We start from the raw sequence: 18,844 nt of genomic DNA on the forward strand, positions 1-18,844 counted from the left end.
TTTACTTCGCCTCCTTCAATTCTTTAACACCGTCGCCTACTCCGCACACATAAAACTCACCTTGGAGACTCGTACGTGCTTCATACGCTGCCCCAACTTCACTAACAAAGCGTTCTACATCATCTTCATGCACCAGAGATACGGTGCAACCACCAAATCCTGCACCCGTCATCCTAGCACCAAGTGTACCTGGAATCCGCTGAGCTTCTTCCACCATAACATCCAGTTCCTCGCAGCTTACTTCGTATAAAGAACGAAGCGATTCATGTGAAGCATTCATCAGCTTGCCGAAGGTAACGAGGTCATTCTCGCGCAATGCTTCTACCGATGCCAGTACACGTGCATTCTCTTCGACGACGTGCTGTGCACGCTGTCTCACTTTCTCATCTGTAATCTGATCTTGAAGTGTTACGAACTGCTCTGGCGTCAATTGCGCCAGGTAATTCAGTGCAGGCAGCTGTTCCTTCAAAATGGCAAGTGCCTGCTCGCATTGAGAACGGCGTTCATTATAAGCCGAATCTACCAACCCACGACGTTTGTTCGTGTTACCAATAATCAGTTTATAGGAACCTGTCCGGAAAGGCACTTTCTCGTATTCAAGGGTATCACACATCAGCAGAATCGCATGATCCTCTGCACCGTTGGCGACAGCGAACTGATCCATAATTCCGCAGTTGACGCCAACAAACTCATTCTCCGCCTTCTGCGACAGCAGTGCTAGCTGCACGGTATCAATATCGGACACGCCCTCTAATGATTGGATCGCGTATCCGGTAAGAACTTCCAAGGAGGCAGACGATGAGAGTCCTGCGCCGTTCGGAATTTCACCGTGGTATAGGAAGTCATACCCTTTCGTTACCTTCACACCTTTACCTGCAAGCTCAACCATGACACCAACAGGATAATCCGTCCATTCACCCGTTTTCTCTTCACCAACAGAAGAAGTTGTCAACGTCCCTTCGTAGGACATGTTCGTGGAAGCCAGTTGCAGCTTGTTGTCCTCTCGCTCCCGAATAACCAAAGTTGTACCAAATTCAAGTGCTGCCGGAAGGACGTATCCACCGTTGTAATCAATATGCTCACCGATCAGATTCACACGACCAGGCGCATGAAATACACGGATGTCCGCTCCACTTTCTCCGTACTTATCAATAAACTTTTGTTTCAATTCATTTATGCTCACTGCTGCTGCACCTCATCTCAATGTTGTGTGTTTTCTTAATGTAATTATATAAGAAAGCGATACCTCTTGAAATGCAACCATGTGTGTTTCATATGGATAAATGTGACCTTAACACGTATAATGGAGCAAATAACACATTCTCAATGTAGATAGAAAGAAGGCTTGTACTCATGACTGAGTCCCGATCAGAGCAAACCCCAAACCTGCCAAACCCGAAGCTACAAGAGACGTCGGGCAAAAGTGGTGCGCTTAGTTATTCGGTAGCCTCCAATCCCGTATATTATGAAAGAGGCGCACTGCATGTCCTGTTTGCAGGAGCAAGTCAGACGTTACCTGGACACGCGCTTGGACCGAAATTGTATGATTATTACCTACTACATTATGTAGAGAAGGGCGCCGGAACATTCCGTACAGAACTGCATTCATACGAGTTAACAGCTGGAGACTGCTTCCTCATTCACCCTGGACAATTGGTGAGCTACCAATCCAATGCACGTAATCCTTGGCAATATCGCTGGATCGCCTATACGGGAACTCAAGCGAGCCAACATACAGACGCTGCTGGGTTCCGACCAGAGAAATCCGTATTTCATGCCGGGACGGCATGCGGCATTGCGGACTGGCTATCTGTCATGCAGGAGGCTTTTGCCCAGCGCAAGGAAAGCTCTCATTTTACCTCTCTAGGCACACTGTATATGATTCTCGCCGAAGCGCAAAATCACCTTGCTGAAGATCAAACTTTAATTCCAGGTGAATCTTCCATACGCAGAACGGTCAAACAGATGATCCAATACATGTCGACGCAGTATGCCTATCCTGTGTCTATTGAACAGATGTCAGCCAGCCTTGGTTACAATCGCGCCTATCTATCACGTATATTCAAACAAGAAACCGGCCTTACTCCAGTCACGTATCTGCTCAAGCTGCGCATTGATAAATCGCGACAGTTGCTACGTGAACGACCAGACCTATCCATTGAACAAATCTCTGACTCTGTAGGGATCGCGGATGCGCTCTACTTCTCCAAACAGTTCAAACGATTTCACGGTGAGGCTCCTAGTCTATATAGAGAGAACATGCTTTCCAGAAGTAACTCAGCCAAGAAAACATAAGAAAAATGCTTACCGTCGTACTTTTACAGAAGACAGACCACGTTTAGTTATGATTTTTCTTGCGATAATTGAATTGAATTGTTCAACTCTGTTGAAAACTTATAAATTCGATTATCTAAAAAAAAGTGCATCTACGCCGATATGGCTAAGATGCACCTTTTTCACTGCATTTATTTAAAGCATAACTTCGGTCTTCAGCTCCCTATAAGTTCGTGTTCAAAATGGACTTTTAAACACCCTCTATAAGGAATGCCTGGAACAGAGAAATTATTGCTTGTCAGCATGCTCAGGACGAAGGATGGATTCAATGCGCTCCAATTCTTCGGTAGAGAAATCCAGTTGGCTTAGCGCTGCTACATTCTCCTCAATCTGAGCAGGACGGCTTGCACCGATCAATGCAGATGTCACTTTGCCACTCCGTAGTACCCAAGCAAGTGCGAACTGAGCCAGACTCTGGCCACGCGCAGCCGCAATCTGATTGAGCGCGCGGACTTTCCGCAGCGTCTCTGGTGAGATGTTATTTTCATTGAGAAATACAGACGGCCCTTTTGCACGAGAATCCTCAGGAATTCCATTCAGGTACTTGTTCGTGAGCAACCCTTGAGCAAGTGGACAAAAAGCAATACTACCCGCACCATATTCCTCCAAGACATCCTGTAACCCGTCTTCAATCCAGCGATCCAACATCGAATATTTGGGTTGATGAATCAAAAGCGGTGTTCCAAGGCCTTTCAGAATTTCTGCTGCTTGCTTGGTCTGTTCTGCAGGATAGTTTGAGATACCCACATAGAGGGCTTTACCTGAACGCACGATATGGTCTAGAGCCATCATCGTTTCTTCCAGTGGTGTTTCCGGATCATAGCGATGGGAATAAAAGATATCGACATAATCGAGTCCCATCCGTTTCAGACTCTGATTCAGACTAGATACGAGATTTTTGCGGGAGCCCCACTCGCCATAAGGCCCAGGCCACATATAATACCCAGCCTTGGTGGAGATGATAAGCTCGTCTCGATAGGGCTTCAGATCCTGTGCCAGCACCTGTCCAAACAATTGCTCTGCTGAACCTGCCGGAGGTCCGTAATTGTTGGCAAGGTCAAAGTGTGTAATACCTAGATCAAACGAACGCGTAATCATGTTACGTCCATTCTCTGCATTATTAATACCACCGAAATTATGCCAAAGTCCAAGTGAAATAGCCGGCAGTTTCAAGCCGGAACGTCCCACTCGATTATATTTCATTACCTCGTAGCGTGTATCGCTGGCCACGTAGACCATATTGAATCCCTTCTTTCCCCAGATTCCGCTTCTATTCATCCGGCACCATACCGGAGCGTGCGGTTATTTGATTTGCTTTCTAACCTAGAAGCTGATCCACAGTATTCATTACCTCACCGATGGGCTCTGTAATCAGTAAATCAGCCTGACGATCATACGCGGTAGGTGTAGCGTTAAGCAGCACGGTATGCTTGCCTTGAAAGTACGTAATAAGCTGAGCTGCAGGCTGTACGGTAAGCGACGTCCCACCCACCAATAATAAGTCCGCTGTAGAGATCGCATCCACTGAGAGATACAACGTATTCTGATCCAACTCCTCTTCGTACAGCACCACATCCGGCTTGACTACCCCTCCGCAGGAGGTACAGCGGGGAACGATATCTTGAGAACGAATGATATCATCCAGCGAGTAGAAACGTTTACAATCCATACACGCATTACGATGAACAGAACCATGCAATTCAAGCACATTCTTGCTACCAGCCTTCTGATGTAAACCGTCGATATTTTGCGTGATAACCGCTTGTAGACGCCCTTCACTCTCCAAGCGTGCAAGCAATCGATGGCAGCCATTTGGCTCGGCATCTGGATGGAGCATCTTCCCCCGATAAAAATCATAGAAGATGTCCGCGTGCTGATCAAAAAAATGACGACTCAGCAGTTCCTCCGGTGGATAAGGGGAATGCTGCTCCGTTTGATACAGGCCTGCGGCAGAACGAAAGTCGGGAATTCCGCTTTCTGTTGAAGTCCCTGCCCCGCCGAAAAAAACAATTTTTGTACTCTCCTGAATCCAGGAGGTCAATTGTTCTGTTGCGTTCATCCTCTCTCCCCCTCTACTGAAATGAACCGCCGAACCTTCAATTTTCGTTAGGAAACAAGCTTAGCTCCTCATAAGCTCGGATAATGACATCGGCATCATGTAAATGGTCAGTAGCTTGATTTTGTGGGCAGAATCCAATAACGCAAGATATCCCTGCATTACGTCCCATTTGCATATCCCCGTTACTGTCACCAATCACAATCGCTCGATCAGGACGAATATGTAATTCCTTACAAGCCAGCATAACCGATTCTTGATCTGGCTTGCCTAATGTAACCCGATCAGAGCCAACGATAGATGTAAAAAAGGATCGAATCCCCATCCAATCCAGATGTGTTTCTGCTGCTGCGGTGCTGTCAGAGGTTACTACCGCCATCGGAATGGATGAATCTCTGCATTGCTGCAAAAATGGCAGGAGACCGGCCATAGGCTCTGCAAGCTTATTTTGACGCACCTCTCGCATAGCTACACTTGAGAACTTGCGAATCATCGTGATTGATTCGTTCCATGGGATGCCAGCAGCATACAACTGTCCAGCCAATAATCCATTGCTTTCATCTACTGTAGCAATCGCGAATGGCCCCTGAGGATCGTATCCGATGATCTTGCCTGCACCGTCATGCTTCGTGCCTAACACGTCACCACGATCAACCGTAAACGTGACCCCCCGTACGGTAAGTGCTTCTTCCAATTGACGTAACATGGTCTCTGCCCAAGGCCCCCATAATTGCAGAAACTCCAGCAAAGTTCCATCTTTGTCAAAGAGAATGCCCTCGCAGGGGTACGCTAAATTTTGTACATGAAGCTTGAAGGTCATATGGTATCCTCCCTGTAGCAACAGGCTATCTATTGAATGCCCTGCAGCCAATCCAAAACAGTTTTTACCGTCTGTGTTAACTGCTCTTCTTCGCTGATTCTAGGTTCTCCATCACCGCTCTGGTGACCATAATCACCGAATTGGGAGTGATTTCCTCCTTCGATGGTATAATACACGGTATCCTCAGGCAAGTAAGCCCGCCCACTTTGATATTTCGCCGAATTCACAACCTCATCATTCGTTCCCAGAATAGACAGTGCTGGAATATCCAATGATTTTACGCTACCTTTTTCATCTGGATAAGATGCCAAGAAAAATATACCTTTGAGTGCATCAGGATGAGCAGCTGCATAACGCGCAGCCATTGATCCACCTAGAGAGTGTCCACCCATGACAAATGTTTCGTCAGGATATGCATTCCGAATCTCATCAGCTAGATCTTGCTTGAGTACCGCCAGATTGACAGGCATTTTGGCGATAATCGTATGATGGCCTGCTTCCGCTAATTGATGGGCGAACGGTGCATAACTTTCCGGCTTAACCAATCCACCCGGATAGAAAATAACGCTCACACCTTCAGGCTTATCAGGAGCAAAATCAATCCAATTCTCTTGCTCACTCACCGTGACCTGATCCGCAGTTTCCATAGCGTTTTGAGCCACTTCTTGTGGTCCGTAAGGGGTTAACAATTTATAACCAACATATCCTAAACCAATGACAATGAGCGCCAGAAGAACGAGCAGGAATTTCCATATGCCCCTTTTCTTGCGCCCTGTGTTGTACCGATTCCTATTTCTCAACTTCATTCACCTTTCTTCGCTTCCGCAGGTGCCGCGGCTCGCAAGAATGAGAGCCACAGACGTCCCGGCTCTCATTCCCCGCATATTCATCCTATTCGGCTTTGGCCTTACGATAAGCGTCCATATATTGTTCCGCTTTGCGACGGACATGACTCAAGTCCCCGTTTTTACTGCTTCGGTCGTCAAGTCGGAACCAATTCCTACCGCTACCGCACCACCCTTGATCCAATCACCCAAGTTAGACAAAGAAACCCCACCTGTTGGCATAAAGTTCGCCTGCGGCATTGGGCCTTTCATTGTTTTGATAATTGAAGGATCATACAGATTACCTGGGAATAATTTCACAATATCAACGCCAAGTTCCAAAGCACGCTGAACATCTGCAATCGTCATCACACCTGGCAAAATAGGGATACGATACAAGTTGCAGATCTGAACGGTATCTGGATTCAGAGATGGCCCAACGACGAATTCAGCACCTGACATAATAGCTGCACGCGCTGTTTGGGGTTCTAGAACGGTGCCCGCACCAATAATGGCAAACTTCTCAGGATCCTGTGTATTCCAATGATAGACACGACTTAATTTCTCAATCGCTTTGAGGGCACTGGGAACTGTCATGGTGATCTCAATGACTTTGATCCCACCAGCAATGGCTTGTTCCGCCATCGCGATAACTTGATCGGCAGAATCCGCACGCAGGACGGCAACGACGCCGTTGTCCGTTATTTTTTGCAGTAGCTGAAGCTTCTTCATTTCATTCTCTCCCTTGTCAATGTGATCGTCATTGCAATCCTTACATTTAGAACGAAGATGAGACATTCATGATATCAGCAGCGACTAGCGCTCAACATGAGCTACGTTGTTCAGCTTAGCCTCTACCTGCTCCCACGTCGGGAGTGCTTCCCAGTCCCCCACAGCCTGTATCACCATAGAACCTGTCAGGTTTCCTAGTCGAGTAGCCTCTTGAGGGGAATAACCTTTGATGATGCCTGACAGGAATCCTGCACAGAAACCATCACCCGCTCCGACCGTATCCAGCACATGATCCGCTTTGAAGTACGGAACTTCCGTTAGGGTACCATTCACTAATACATAGGTCAAATCAGGACCGCCTTTTACAATGCAGACCGCATCCAGAGCAGATAAGCGATCAAGCACCTTTTGATCATCTTCTTCGTTGTATAACAGCTTCATCTCATCCAGACCAGGCAAGAAATAGTCTGCCTGTTCAGCCAGCCGAAGGATGACAGGACGCGCTTCTTCGATCGACCAGAGCTTCAAGCGCAGATTCGGGTCAAAACTTACCTTCACACCAGCCTGTTTGGCGATATGTATAGCAGCTTCAACGGTAGCAAGACCTTCTGGACTGATCGCTGCTGTAATGCCAGTAACATGCAATATTTTTGCACCTGCAATATAGTCCTGATCCAGATCCTGTGGTGTCATCGCGCTAGCAGCAGATAACTTCCTATAATAATGAACCGATGCTTTCCCGGAAGCGTTCTCACGAATCATTAGACCCGTAGGTTCCGTATCACTCAGACTTACTCTAGATACATCTACACCTTCACCCCGAATCGCCTTCAGGATCATGCTACCCAATGCATCTTTACCAAGACGTCCAAACCAGCCGCTTGAATGGCCAAGACGTGCGACACCAATCGCCAGATTGCTCTCTGCGCCACCAAATGATTTATCTAATGAAGCTGCGTATTCCAATCCACGAGTATCCTTGGCTGTCAGAAGCCCCATACTCTCACCAAACGTGATAATATCAGGGCTTTGGCTCGTTTTCGTTGACATATTTCATCCCTCCTTATATTTACAGTTTCTCATCTTCTTGTACCATTGTCATCCCGTATGCAAGCGTTGTCAATCCCAAAGCGTTCATTTTGTTGTCACAGCTTGGTGAAAGGATAACGCTTTCTATTGTGAAAAATATCACAATAGATGAACCACTTTCATATTACCCTTATTGCAGAAGCACTTTTCGCATACAAAGGGGTAACAGGAGGCTACATCATGAACATTCGGACAACACGTATCGATGATCCAGATTCGTTTTTTTACAATTTAAGATTCATGCTCATCGTCTGTGTTCTTGTAGGTAACGCACTCGAACCAATTATTGCACGTTTTGCTGGAGCAGAGACATTGTTCCTGTGGATATATACGTTTCATATGCCATTATTCGTCTGGGTAACTGGGTATTTTGCTAGACACTCTCTTCAAGGAGAATCGGGTAAACGTGTGCTTCAGCACATCGCTATCCAATATGTACTATTTCAATCCTTGTACGCATTGATGGATTTCACCGTGTTCCACACACCACATATGCGCTTATCTTTTTTTGCACCTTACTTGTTATTATGGTTCCTAGCCAGTCATTTCTGCTGGAGGCTCTTGCTTCGTGTCACATTATCTTGGAAACCGATCTATCGGTTGATTGGCTCCATTATTCTTGGAATCATCGCTGGATATTTACCTGTAGACGGTTTCTGGCTCAGCTTCTGTCGCACATTTGTATTCCTTCCGTTCTTTATCATCGGTTATGACTACGGAACAGCCATTCGCTCCCATATAAAATCAAACTGGAGTCGTTATGTAGCTGCACTATTCTCCGTGGGTGTACTCATTTTGATTGGTATAGGGGGAATTCCGCTCTCACCTGGCTGGCTGCTGGGAAGTATGACTTATGCTGAACTAGGTCATTCCGAATGGTATGCAGGCATCTACCGTCTGGGCGTGTACGGTGTACAGTTTGGGTCAGCTGCATTATTTCTAGCTTGGGTTCCTACACTCACTTCCAGAATAACAGAAATGGGACGCCGCACCCTGTATGTGTTCCTCTTGCACGGATTTCTCGTTCGTTTCGTGATCTGGTCTGGCGTATATAATTATATGGAAAGTAGTTTATATATTCCGGTCATCATTGTGATCGCAGTCCTGTTCGCTGTTATGCTTGCACATCCGGCGGTTCGCCACACATTCAGACCGCTTATTGAACCCAATCTTTCGCGTTTCACCTTCCATCGTCAGGAGGTTTCCAAACGCTCTGCATGATTATAATGTGTCCGAATCATTTTGTTTCAGCCTGCAAAGACCGTGGTAAATAGGCATACGCGCTACAAAAAACAACTTATCAACTAAGGAGTGATTTGTAATGGCACGTCCACAAATGTCTGAACACAAAATGACTCGCGAGGAAGCAGGGCGATTGGGGGGCAAAGCCACCTCAAAAAAATATGATCGTAGCTTCTACCAAACCATTGGTAAAAAAGGCGGTGAAGCGACCTCCGATGCCCATGATACAGACTTTTATAAAGAGATTGGACGCAAGGGCGGAATCGCCACTTCCGAGACGCATGATAAGGAATTCTATCGAGAAATTGGACGCAAAGGTGGAAGCAACTAATTGATCTTGGACATGTTGATCCGAAATATATAGGAATAGCTGTGTTTCTAACTTAGAAGTCGAACTCCATGGATTTGGAAGACGGCTTCTTTCTATTGATTGTAGAAATATGACGACGATTGTGATAGACTCTATAAAAAAACCGGGTTGTTCACGGGTTTAAAGCAGCAAAGAATTTCACAAACTACGGGAAGCTCGAACCGGCAATTGTCGGTCTATTTTTTTAGAGTACGGATGAAATTTAACGACAGAGCCACTGCCATTTTATTTCCATTCATGTTGCTCGAATACATTATATAATTTGGGGGAAATACACCATGTCAGCCAATAAGATGCGTTCCGATATGATCAAAAAAGGTTTTGACCGTGCACCGCACCGCAGTTTGTTGCGTGCCGCAGGCGTAAAAGAAGAAGATTTTGGCAAGCCGTTTATTGCCGTATGTAACTCTTACATTGATATCGTTCCTGGCCATGTGCATCTGCAGGAGTTTGGTAAAATTGTAAAAGATGCAATCCGTGAAGCTGGCGGCGTTCCATTCGAGTTCAACACTATCGGTGTTGACGATGGGATTGCAATGGGACACATTGGTATGCGTTACTCCCTTCCAAGCCGTGATATCATTGCCGATTCCGTTGAGACGGTAGTATCCGCTCACTGGTTCGACGGTATGGTATGTATCCCGAACTGTGACAAAATCACACCAGGTATGATGATGGGTGCACTTCGTTGTAATATCCCTACCGTGTTTGTAAGTGGTGGACCGATGAAAGCGGGTCGTGATAGCAACGGTAAAGCTCTCTCCCTGACTTCCGTATTTGAAGGTGTGGGTGCTTACCAAGCAGGTAAAATTGATGACAAGAGCTTGCTTGAGCTTGAACAGTTCGGCTGTCCAACTTGTGGCTCATGCTCCGGTATGTTCACAGCTAACTCCATGAACTGTCTGGCGGAAGCAATGGGACTGGCTATGCCAGGTAACGGAACTATTCTGGCTGTTGCTCCTGAGCGTCGTGAGTTTGTTAAACAATCTGCTAAACAATTGATGGAACTCATCAAGCTCGACCTGAAACCACGCGATATCGTTACAGTTGAAGCAATTGATAACGCGTTCGCTCTGGATATGGCTATGGGTGGTTCTACTAATACTGTACTGCATACGTTGGCACTGGCTCATGAAGCAGGCATCGATTACCCAATCGAGCGCATCAATGAAGTAGCTAACCGCGTACCACATCTGGCTAAGCTTGCTCCAGCTTCTGATCTGCACATCGAAGATGTTCACAATGCAGGCGGCGTAAGTGCAGTTCTGAACGAATTGCTGAAGAAACCAGGCGCGATCCACGCAGATTGTATTACTGTAACAGGTAAAACGATCCGTGAGAACGTTGAAGGTCAAGAAATTCAAGATACCAACTGTATCCACACAATAGATAATCCGCACTCTGAAAAAGGTGGACTGGCTGTATTGTTCGGTAACCTTGCACCTCAAGGAGCTATTATCAAAGTTGGCGCAGTAGATGCTTCGGTTGGCGGATATCACAAAGGTCCAGCAATCTGCTTCGACTCTCAAGATGAAGCTCTGGCAGGCATTGCGAATGGCAAAGTTAAAGAAGGACATGTTGTAGTTATCCGTTATGAAGGACCAAAAGGCGGACCAGGTATGCCTGAGATGCTTGCTCCAACTTCCCAGATCGTTGGTATGGGTCTCGGTGCTAAAGTCGGTCTGATCACTGATGGACGCTTCTCTGGCGCATCCCGCGGAATCAGTATCGGACATATCTCCCCAGAAGCGGCTGAAGGCGGTCCAATCGCCTTTGTTGAAGAAGGAGATATCATTGAGCTTGACCTGAACAACCGGATCATCGAGTTGCACATCAGTGACGAGGAGTTCGAACGTCGTCGTGCAGGTTGGAAAGGCTTTGAGCCAAAAGTGAAAACCGGATTACTGGCTCGTTACTCCAAACTCGTAACGAACGCAAGTAACGGTGGCGTGTTGAAAATCTAATTTAAATGGTTCCATAACATTTATTAGAAACCATAACAAAAGGGAGGTTGCTTACCAATACGGTAAGTAACCTCCCTTTTTCTTTTACACATTAGAAGTATAGAACAAAGTAAATATGACACTTGTATCTGTAGTTATACATGCGGCCTTACCGCATTGGTGGAACGTTTTTCAATTCAGCTCCTGACAACAACTCTTGTTGAGGCTCCTTCAAAGTAGCGTGAACCTGCTCAACCGTCGCTGTAGCGACGCTTCTCGTTCCATAGTGCTGCAATAGATGTCCCATCGGCATGGAAATCACTTTGGGTACGAGCTGTTCGGAACGCTGTTTCAGACGTTTAGTTCCTGCAGGATGAATCACACTGAGCAGTAATTTCAAATAGATCTTAGAAGCAGCGCTAAACGGCCCAGGGGGCAAATCCCGAACAGTAAAGCCAAACTTCTCCGGTCCACGATTAATCATGCTCACGCCATACAATGCTTTAGCTGAGCTAAGCTTCGGATCGGAAGCGATCTGTCGAGCCAAATCAGGCAACTGCTGCTCTATTGCACGAATCATGCGAATGGCTAAGTGCATACTGGAACGGGAGGTCATGCCAAGTTCGAATAATTTTTTATTATCAAAATGAAGTTCAATAACCTGATCCCCGTTCTGCATCACATGTCCATCGTTCATTTCAACCATGGCACCGTGGTACACACGTGCGCGGTAATGTAACATCGGGTCTTCCGGCGAAGCTGTCCTCAGATGATACATCCAGTGAAATATGTTCTCCCAGAGTAGCCATAACGCGACAATGCCTCTCTTCCAGAAGGATAACTGAACTTGAGAATGACTGCTCTTTTGAGATTCACTCATTGATACACCTCCTTGCAACATCAAGGTATCCACACGCACACTGTGCAGCCCCCGCCTATTGGCCTCTTGGAGCACAGTCTCCAAAGCCTCAAGCATATGTTCTGGCGCTTGTGCGTCAGCTCCCAGCGTTGTACCACGGTCATGCAATAGCATAACCTCGCCACCTCTTAGTTCCTTCAGCATTCGTTTAGTAAGTTTCTGCACCCCTACATGGCTTTTCCAATCTTCAAACATGGATGACCACAATATGATCTTCCGATCTTTTTTGCTGAAAAAATCAAACAGATTCATAATGCCCCATGGCGGTCGGTAATAACAGGTTTTTACCCCGGTCACTTCATGAATAATCTGCCCTGTCTGCTGAATCTGCTTACGCACAGTTTGAGGTCTCATTAACCAGTTCGTCTTATGAATATAATTATGAATTCCGATTAGATGCCCTTCCTCATGCATTCGCTGAATTAAATCCCGATGATGGTCTGCATGCTCCCCAACAACGAAGAATGTCGCTTTGGCATTGTATTGCTTGAGCAGCTGCAGCAGCCTTGGTGTATACACCGGATCCGGCCCGTCGTCGAATGTTAGAGCGAAATCGGTCTCGCTTTTTCCTCGCCTGAATACCCGCAAACCAAAAAGTCTACTAATCAAACTTGGAATAAAGGCGTAAAACGATGAAATATACAATGCCCATAAAAATAGGCTGTAAAGTAAACTCGTCATGCTTCAATTCCCCGTCTCTCTCGCTGAATTATGGCCACCACGTTGTGTGCTATGGAAAAGAAACCACCTATCATTTTATCACAATTCAGACTTATCTTGAATCCTATTTTCCCAAAAAGAGCATGATCGTGTACAATGAATGCATTCCTATTTTTACCTTTCACCTTATACATACGAAGGAGTAGAGCCTATGTTACCGTTATACAAAAAATATGGACGCACCGTTTTCGACATTGCGTTACTCGTGTTGACCGTTTATTTTATCATGTACGGTTTCAGCCGTTTGTATCAAATTGCTGCCCCCGTTTTTCTTTCCTTTATTGTGTATTGGATGATTGAACCACTGGCTCGTTTTCTACATCGAAGAGGATTACCGAAGACACTCGGGGCTGCTGTTTCGGTTTTGTTATTTCTCGGGGTCATTGTGGCTGTATTTTTTGGATTGGGGCTAATCATTATCTCCCAGATTTCCAACCTGCAAGACAATTTTCCGTACTATATTGAAATGGTTCAACAGCAATTTACGAACCTTGTTCATTTCGCACAGGATAAATCCGATGCATTGCCTGTAACCGTCATGGACAAAGTAAACGAGTATTTTGCTACGCTGACTGGATTTATCTCGACATGGGTAACGAGTGGTGCTCAGTATCTGATCGGATTCCTAAGCTCCTTTTCTTCGTTTATAACGAACTTCGGGATTGCCATTATTCTGGCCTTTTTCCTGAGTATTGAGATTGAATCTTGGCGTAAATTTGCCCGTGCCAAAACACCAAAAACACTAAAGCTGGCGATTGAATTCATGCGCAATCATGTGTTCAAAACCATTCGTTCCTATTTAAAGGCGCAGATGATCATGATGTTAATCACCTTTGTATTGATCTATGCTGGTCTATTGATCTTAGGAACAAGCAACGCCTTTACGATTGCTGCAATCTGTGCAGTCTTTGACCTAGTTCCACTGCTCGGTGTGCCGGTTGTATTCATTCCTTGGATCGTCTATCTGTTTATTGTCGGCAACAGTACATTAGCCATCGGTCTTGTTGTCCTACTCGCAGTTACGATGCTGACACGCCAGTTGCTGGAGCCCAAAATATCAGGTAATTCCATCGGGGTCTCTTCCGCTTACTTGATGCTATCATTTATGCTTATCTCGCTCTCGATCTTCGGACTTGCAGGCGTGGTACTGTCTCCAGTGTTGTTAATCTTGCTGAAAGAACTGCTGCAACAAGGATATCTACAACAATGGATTCACTTGCCAAAAGATGAATTTGACTCCTCTCCACTCGTCATGGATACACCAGCTGCTGGAGCAGCAAGTCAATCTACAGGAGACGTTGAACGTCATAGCAACGCTTCTGCACAGGCGTCTCAACCTGCTGACGATGGCGATACCTCCGCCAAGTAATCCATAATGTTGCGAAACAATGCGGTGGCTTGGTGAGAGCTTCCCGGTGCGACATGCTGAACCAGCACAGCGACTGCATATTGTGGATTTTCGACTGGTCCGTAACCGATAAACCATTGATGGTTCAGCTTATGACCTCGCAGCTCAACTTGAGCCGTTCCAGACTTCCCTGCAACATGCCACTTGGCTTGCTGCAGGGTTTTTCCCGTTCCATTTGTCACGACTCCTCTCATCCACTTCAATAACTGATGTGCGGTGGCTGGTGAGATCTGACCTGTATGAGATGGCGAATCATGTAAAGGCATTTCCAGCATCGTATCACCATCCGCATAGCGTATACGTTGGACTAACCTTGGTGCACTCACCTTACCTTCGTGCAAGAGCGTAACGATTAGATTGGCTGCTTGAAGAGGTGTGACCAAGGTGTCTCGCTGCCCAATCGAAGTCTGCACTTTAGCCCCTTCATCTTGCGAGGAAACTGCTGTAGTGCGAACCCGCCCTGCATCTTCATGATCAAAGTGTCGCAGAATTGGCATTCCTCCAACATGCTTGCCCTCCCAACCAATCGTACGCGCAAGCCCTAATGCATCAGCAGTACGTTCCAACTGTTCCATGCTTAATCGGCGAGCCGTCTCGGCGAAGACGATGTTACAGGATTGAGCAAAACCTTCTTCTAGGTGTAATGTTCCATGTCCATGCTCTTTCCAGCAAGACAGTCCGTATTTCCCCCATTCCCCGTTACAATGAAAGGTTTCCCGTGAAGACACGACATGGGTTTCAAGTGCCGCAGCGGCTGTAACGATTTTGAAAATAGACCCAGGAACGGCTCCTTGAATCGCGCGATTGGCCCACAATGATTGTGTCGGTTCCACATGTAGCGGCGTATACATGGGCATAGAAATCATCGCTCGCACATCGGCTGTAGCGGCATCCAGTACAACGACAGCTCCTTCCTGGATACCCGACCGCTTCGCAATGGCCTCCAAGTCCTGTTGGATATCTGCATCAACCGTCGTCTCTACTCGTAATGGGTAATGGCTATTAGTTGGAGCGATAACACGTGGCTGCATCTCGGGAATGACCTCACCAGCGCCTGTAACCATGCGTGTTAGCAATGTGGGTCCAATTCCCATCATCAAGGGCTCTAGCGTCCTTTCTAGCCCTGCTGCTCCCGACTTCATGGCAAATGGTTGCTTCACTTCATTGATATGTGCTGTTGGTGATATTAAACGATCAGGCTGCTCAGCTAAATACCCAAGCCACTGCATCCCCGTATATCTCTGATTATATCGGCTCATCATCGGATAAACATATGCCCCCACATCCTGCAATTGACGAATCTGGGTTACTTGCGAATCACTTAATACAACAGGCTGCTGATTGCCTGCCGTCCATAACCGAGGTGTGTGGTCTTGTTCCCATTCTTGTTGTAACTTCATGACATCCGTATGTAAAATAGCAGCTAGCTGGTTCAACTGTGATTCTGCATGTCGAGTGGTTCCTGAACTGGTGGCATGTTGATGTGGAAAAAGAACAAGCACCCATTGCAATGTTCCCGTTAGTGGCTTCCCTTTATAATCTGTAAATTGCCCCCGACCCGAATCAAGCATCACACCCCGTTCTCGTTGTAATACAGACATCTCCCGCAGAGAACGAGTGGTGCCCGGAACCACCTGGTTCACTTGGATAATCTGAATCCAAGCTAGACGGAGCAGAAGAACAGCAAGTACACCTGTCAAAAGCATACAAGCTACAAAAATTCTGCGTTTCAAGTGTACATTCATCGTGTTCACCCTTTTACGTTTTGGCATAGTATGCGCAAAGGATATGCATTTATCCAATAAATAACAAAAAGCCTGTTCCATCATCGGAACAGGCCTTCTCATTAATAATACAATTATTCTATTACAGATGGTGTATTGCCACTTTCCACATGCTACATCTGATATAGATAAGATTACACGGTGAATCGTGACAAGGTGTCTTTCAATTCGTTGGATACGTTCTGCAGCTTATCAGACAGGTTAACCAACTGATTACTAATATTTTGCTGTTCACTACTGAGCGAAGCAACCTCTTGTGACGTAGCTGATGACTCTTCAGCTACAGCGCTAACGTTACTCATCGCTTCCGATAGCGTAACCTGTGATTTGTTCAAATCTCCAATCGAGTTTGTTGCCATATCCAGTCGTTCTACAAATGCACCCATTTGTTGCTGAACTGAAGCAAAGATGACGTTGGTATCCTTCACGGAATCCATTTGTTCTTTGAAGAGTGGATACGCGTCCGATAGGGCTTCAACGGTTTCGTTCATCTCGGTCATGATGTTGTCTGTAATTTCACCAACCATGTCAATCGACTTTCTGGATTGTTCAGCCAATTGCCGAACCTCATTAGCAACAACCATAAATCCACGACCCGCTGTACCCGCCCGTGCCGCTTCAATCGTAGCATTGAGGGACAATATGTTCGTTTGCTTCGTAATATTTTGCATCACATCAAGCACCTTCAGAACAGAGGACGTGCTCTCTTTAAGGGAATCCACTTTGTTCACCAGTGCACCGATCATTTCTTCGGTCTTCTGGGTTTTGGTCATCAATTGGTTCAAATGCTGAATACCCGTTTCACTGGACTTCTCAACATGACGTGCGGATTGTCCCATTTCCTCATTGGCAGCGACTACACTTTCCATCTGACGAGAGATGTTATCCGTGAGATCATTACCACGCTCAGCCTCGTTTGCAAGACTGCTCGCACCTCCTGCAATCTCTTCTGTAGCCACAGCGATCTCAGAAGCGGAAACAGCTGTTTTCTTAGAAGCATTGCTGAGCTCTGACGCTGTATCCAGCACTTCTTGGGCAGAACGATTCGTTTGCTCAACCAGCTTGGTGATCTGCTCCATCATCTCATTAAATGCAGCCGACAATTGACCAATCTCATCCTTAGACGTATATGGTGTACGAACTTTAAGATCACCTTTGGCTCCTTGTTGCATCAGATCTTTCAATTTACCCAATGGACGAGCAAACATACGAACCATCCAAATACCGATCAAGACAGCAATTGCGGCATCAAGTAGTGCCATCCACAATGTGAGCGTAAGAATACCTTTGGCATCCTTAACCAATACGGACGTTGGCAACAACCCGATTAACTTCCAATTGGATGCTTCCATCGTGCTATACACAGCTAACATCTCCGTGTTCTTATCATCCACTGTGTATTCTGTATTAAGGCTTCCTGTCTTCTCAGTAAGGTCTTTGAAAAATGTAAGTTCGGTATCTTTTCCTGTACGATCTGGAATGGTTGAAGCGACCACTTTATTGTCTGGTGCAATCAACTGCAGCACTGAGCCCGGTCCCAGATCAAGTGATTTCAACTGTTCTTCCAGCACTTCTAATTTCAGTTCAATAATTAATACATACGATTGATTAGAACCTTGTAAGTTCTTCATTGAGCGAGCAATGCGGAAAGTTGGCATTGATCCATCTTCTTCATTCTGCGTTGGCAACCAGCGATATCCACCAGCTTGGGTAAGCTCAGCATACCAAGGCTCAGTACGAATGCTTCCCATGGAGGAACTACTATTGCCTGTACCCATCGTTGATTTCGTTTCATCCGTAGGAACCAAATAAATCGCTTCCATGGATTTGTTTGTAAATGCGATGTTGGACAACTGCTTGTTGATGGAACTAGAATTCACAAACAAGTCATACGCGGACAAATTTTTGTCAGACATTTTCTGCAGTAACGATTGCATCTCTGGATCGAAGAAAATCTGTGTGGAGGTATCCACAAAACGTTCTAAAATAATATCCAGCTTTTGCTTCGTTTGTTCAATCGTCTCTTGATTAGATAGAGAGGCATTTTGTTCAATCGTGTTTTTGGCTTTATTATAAGATAATAGCCCCAAGCTAACGACAAAAATCATAATTGCGGCAAAAAAGATAAAGAACAATTTGACGCCAACCGACTTAATTGGATTCGCTTTCTTAATTTGAGATAACGTTGAACCCCCTAGGTTCTTCCACTTCACGTTTTTCAAATCTGGCTTGCTCCATTTTACTTTAAAGGGTTTTTTATTTGATGCCCCATCAGCTTTGCTATGTACAGCTTTTCCCTTTTTCGTAATCTTTTCCTTCAATACGTTTAACACTTTATTTTCCTTCACCGGCTTTTCCTTCTTTTCCCCATTTTCTCTCTGCTTCTTTTGAACCATTTCCATTCACCTGCCAGTTCCTACTTGTTGGATTTTTCTTACTTTCCCCTATAAACATGTATTATTCGACAGGTTTCCTATTTCCCCTTTACTAAACCAAAAATTTTTTACAACTTTTTTCCTAATTTTCTATACAAAAAAGACCCCCATCAACCGATATACGGAGGTCATTTTTAGTAATTGATAACATAATATTGTTATTTCATA

Annotated in this window: 14 protein-coding genes and 1 pseudogene; 5 read left to right on the forward strand and 10 right to left on the reverse strand. The window is 45.7% G+C overall.

What is annotated here, in order from left to right:
* Position 1: 1 nt before the first annotated feature.
* On the reverse strand, positions 2 to 1,183 hold the full coding sequence (locus tag DMB88_RS23110) for a galactokinase (protein ID WP_128103239.1): 1,182 nt from the start codon (positions 1,181 to 1,183) through the stop codon (positions 2 to 4).
* A gap of 170 nt (positions 1,184 to 1,353) precedes the next feature.
* Between DMB88_RS23110 and DMB88_RS23115 the strand changes: the two genes are divergently transcribed.
* Positions 1,354 to 2,295, forward strand: coding sequence for an AraC family transcriptional regulator (locus DMB88_RS23115; protein ID WP_128103240.1), 942 nt, complete (start codon positions 1,354 to 1,356; stop codon positions 2,293 to 2,295).
* A gap of 267 nt (positions 2,296 to 2,562) precedes the next feature.
* Here DMB88_RS23115 and mgrA read toward each other — a convergent pair whose 3' ends face one another.
* From mgrA to DMB88_RS23145, 6 genes and pseudogenes are all read right to left on the reverse strand, one after another.
* On the reverse strand, positions 2,563 to 3,573 hold the full coding sequence (gene mgrA / locus DMB88_RS23120) for an L-glyceraldehyde 3-phosphate reductase (protein WP_128103241.1): 1,011 nt from the start codon (positions 3,571 to 3,573) through the stop codon (positions 2,563 to 2,565).
* Positions 3,574 to 3,652: 79 nt separating this feature from the next.
* Complete coding sequence (locus DMB88_RS23125) at positions 3,653 to 4,393, reverse strand: NAD-dependent protein deacylase (RefSeq protein WP_128103242.1); 741 nt, start codon at positions 4,391 to 4,393, stop codon at positions 3,653 to 3,655.
* Between the two features lie 37 nt (positions 4,394 to 4,430).
* Positions 4,431 to 5,210 (reverse strand): HAD family hydrolase, encoded by a 780-nt coding sequence (locus DMB88_RS23130; protein ID WP_128103243.1) that lies wholly within the window; start codon positions 5,208 to 5,210, stop codon positions 4,431 to 4,433.
* A gap of 29 nt (positions 5,211 to 5,239) precedes the next feature.
* Entirely contained in the window at positions 5,240 to 6,016 is a 777-nt protein-coding gene (locus tag DMB88_RS23135; RefSeq protein ID WP_128103244.1) for an alpha/beta fold hydrolase, read from the reverse strand.
* Between the two features lie 85 nt (positions 6,017 to 6,101).
* Positions 6,102 to 6,766, reverse strand: a pseudogene (locus tag DMB88_RS23140) (bifunctional 2-keto-4-hydroxyglutarate aldolase/2-keto-3-deoxy-6-phosphogluconate aldolase).
* An 84-nt stretch (positions 6,767 to 6,850) separates the two neighbouring features.
* A complete protein-coding gene (locus DMB88_RS23145) occupies positions 6,851 to 7,816 on the reverse strand; it encodes a sugar kinase (RefSeq protein WP_128103245.1) in 966 nt (321 codons plus the stop codon).
* 219 nt (positions 7,817 to 8,035) lie between these two features.
* Between DMB88_RS23145 and DMB88_RS23150 the strand changes: the two genes are divergently transcribed.
* The 3 genes from DMB88_RS23150 (at position 8,036) to ilvD (ending at position 11,431) form a co-directional block, all read left to right on the forward strand.
* Entirely contained in the window at positions 8,036 to 9,076 is a 1,041-nt protein-coding gene (locus DMB88_RS23150) for an acyltransferase family protein (RefSeq protein WP_128103246.1), read from the forward strand.
* 100 nt (positions 9,077 to 9,176) lie between these two features.
* A complete protein-coding gene (locus DMB88_RS23155; protein WP_128103247.1) occupies positions 9,177 to 9,428 on the forward strand; it encodes a KGG domain-containing protein in 252 nt (83 codons plus the stop codon).
* A gap of 317 nt (positions 9,429 to 9,745) precedes the next feature.
* Entirely contained in the window at positions 9,746 to 11,431 is a 1,686-nt protein-coding gene (gene ilvD / locus DMB88_RS23160) for a dihydroxy-acid dehydratase (protein ID WP_128103248.1), read from the forward strand.
* 148 nt (positions 11,432 to 11,579) lie between these two features.
* Here the strand turns inward: ilvD and DMB88_RS23165 are convergent, their stop codons facing one another.
* Positions 11,580 to 13,010, reverse strand: coding sequence for a polysaccharide deacetylase family protein (locus tag DMB88_RS23165; protein ID WP_128103249.1), 1,431 nt, complete (start codon positions 13,008 to 13,010; stop codon positions 11,580 to 11,582).
* Between the two features lie 190 nt (positions 13,011 to 13,200).
* Here DMB88_RS23165 and DMB88_RS23170 point away from each other — a divergent pair, with 190 nt between their 5' ends.
* The gene (locus DMB88_RS23170; RefSeq protein ID WP_254438318.1) at positions 13,201 to 14,418 is read left to right on the forward strand and encodes an AI-2E family transporter; all 1,218 of its coding nucleotides are present in this window, start codon (positions 13,201 to 13,203) and stop codon (positions 14,416 to 14,418) included.
* Here DMB88_RS23170 and DMB88_RS23175 read toward each other — a convergent pair.
* Positions 14,382 to 16,202, reverse strand: coding sequence for a peptidoglycan D,D-transpeptidase FtsI family protein (locus tag DMB88_RS23175; protein WP_254438319.1), 1,821 nt, complete (start codon positions 16,200 to 16,202; stop codon positions 14,382 to 14,384). The genes DMB88_RS23170 and DMB88_RS23175 overlap by 37 nt on opposite strands.
* 173 nt (positions 16,203 to 16,375) lie before the next feature.
* Positions 16,376 to 18,643 carry a methyl-accepting chemotaxis protein gene (locus DMB88_RS23180; RefSeq protein ID WP_254438320.1) on the reverse strand — a complete coding sequence of 756 codons (2,268 nt, stop codon included), beginning with the start codon at positions 18,641 to 18,643 and terminating at the stop codon, positions 16,376 to 16,378.
* Positions 18,644 to 18,844 lie beyond the last annotated feature (201 nt).

Source organism: Paenibacillus sp. DCT19 (genome assembly GCF_003268635.1).
Classification (GTDB): Bacteria; Bacillota; Bacilli; order Paenibacillales; family Paenibacillaceae; genus Paenibacillus.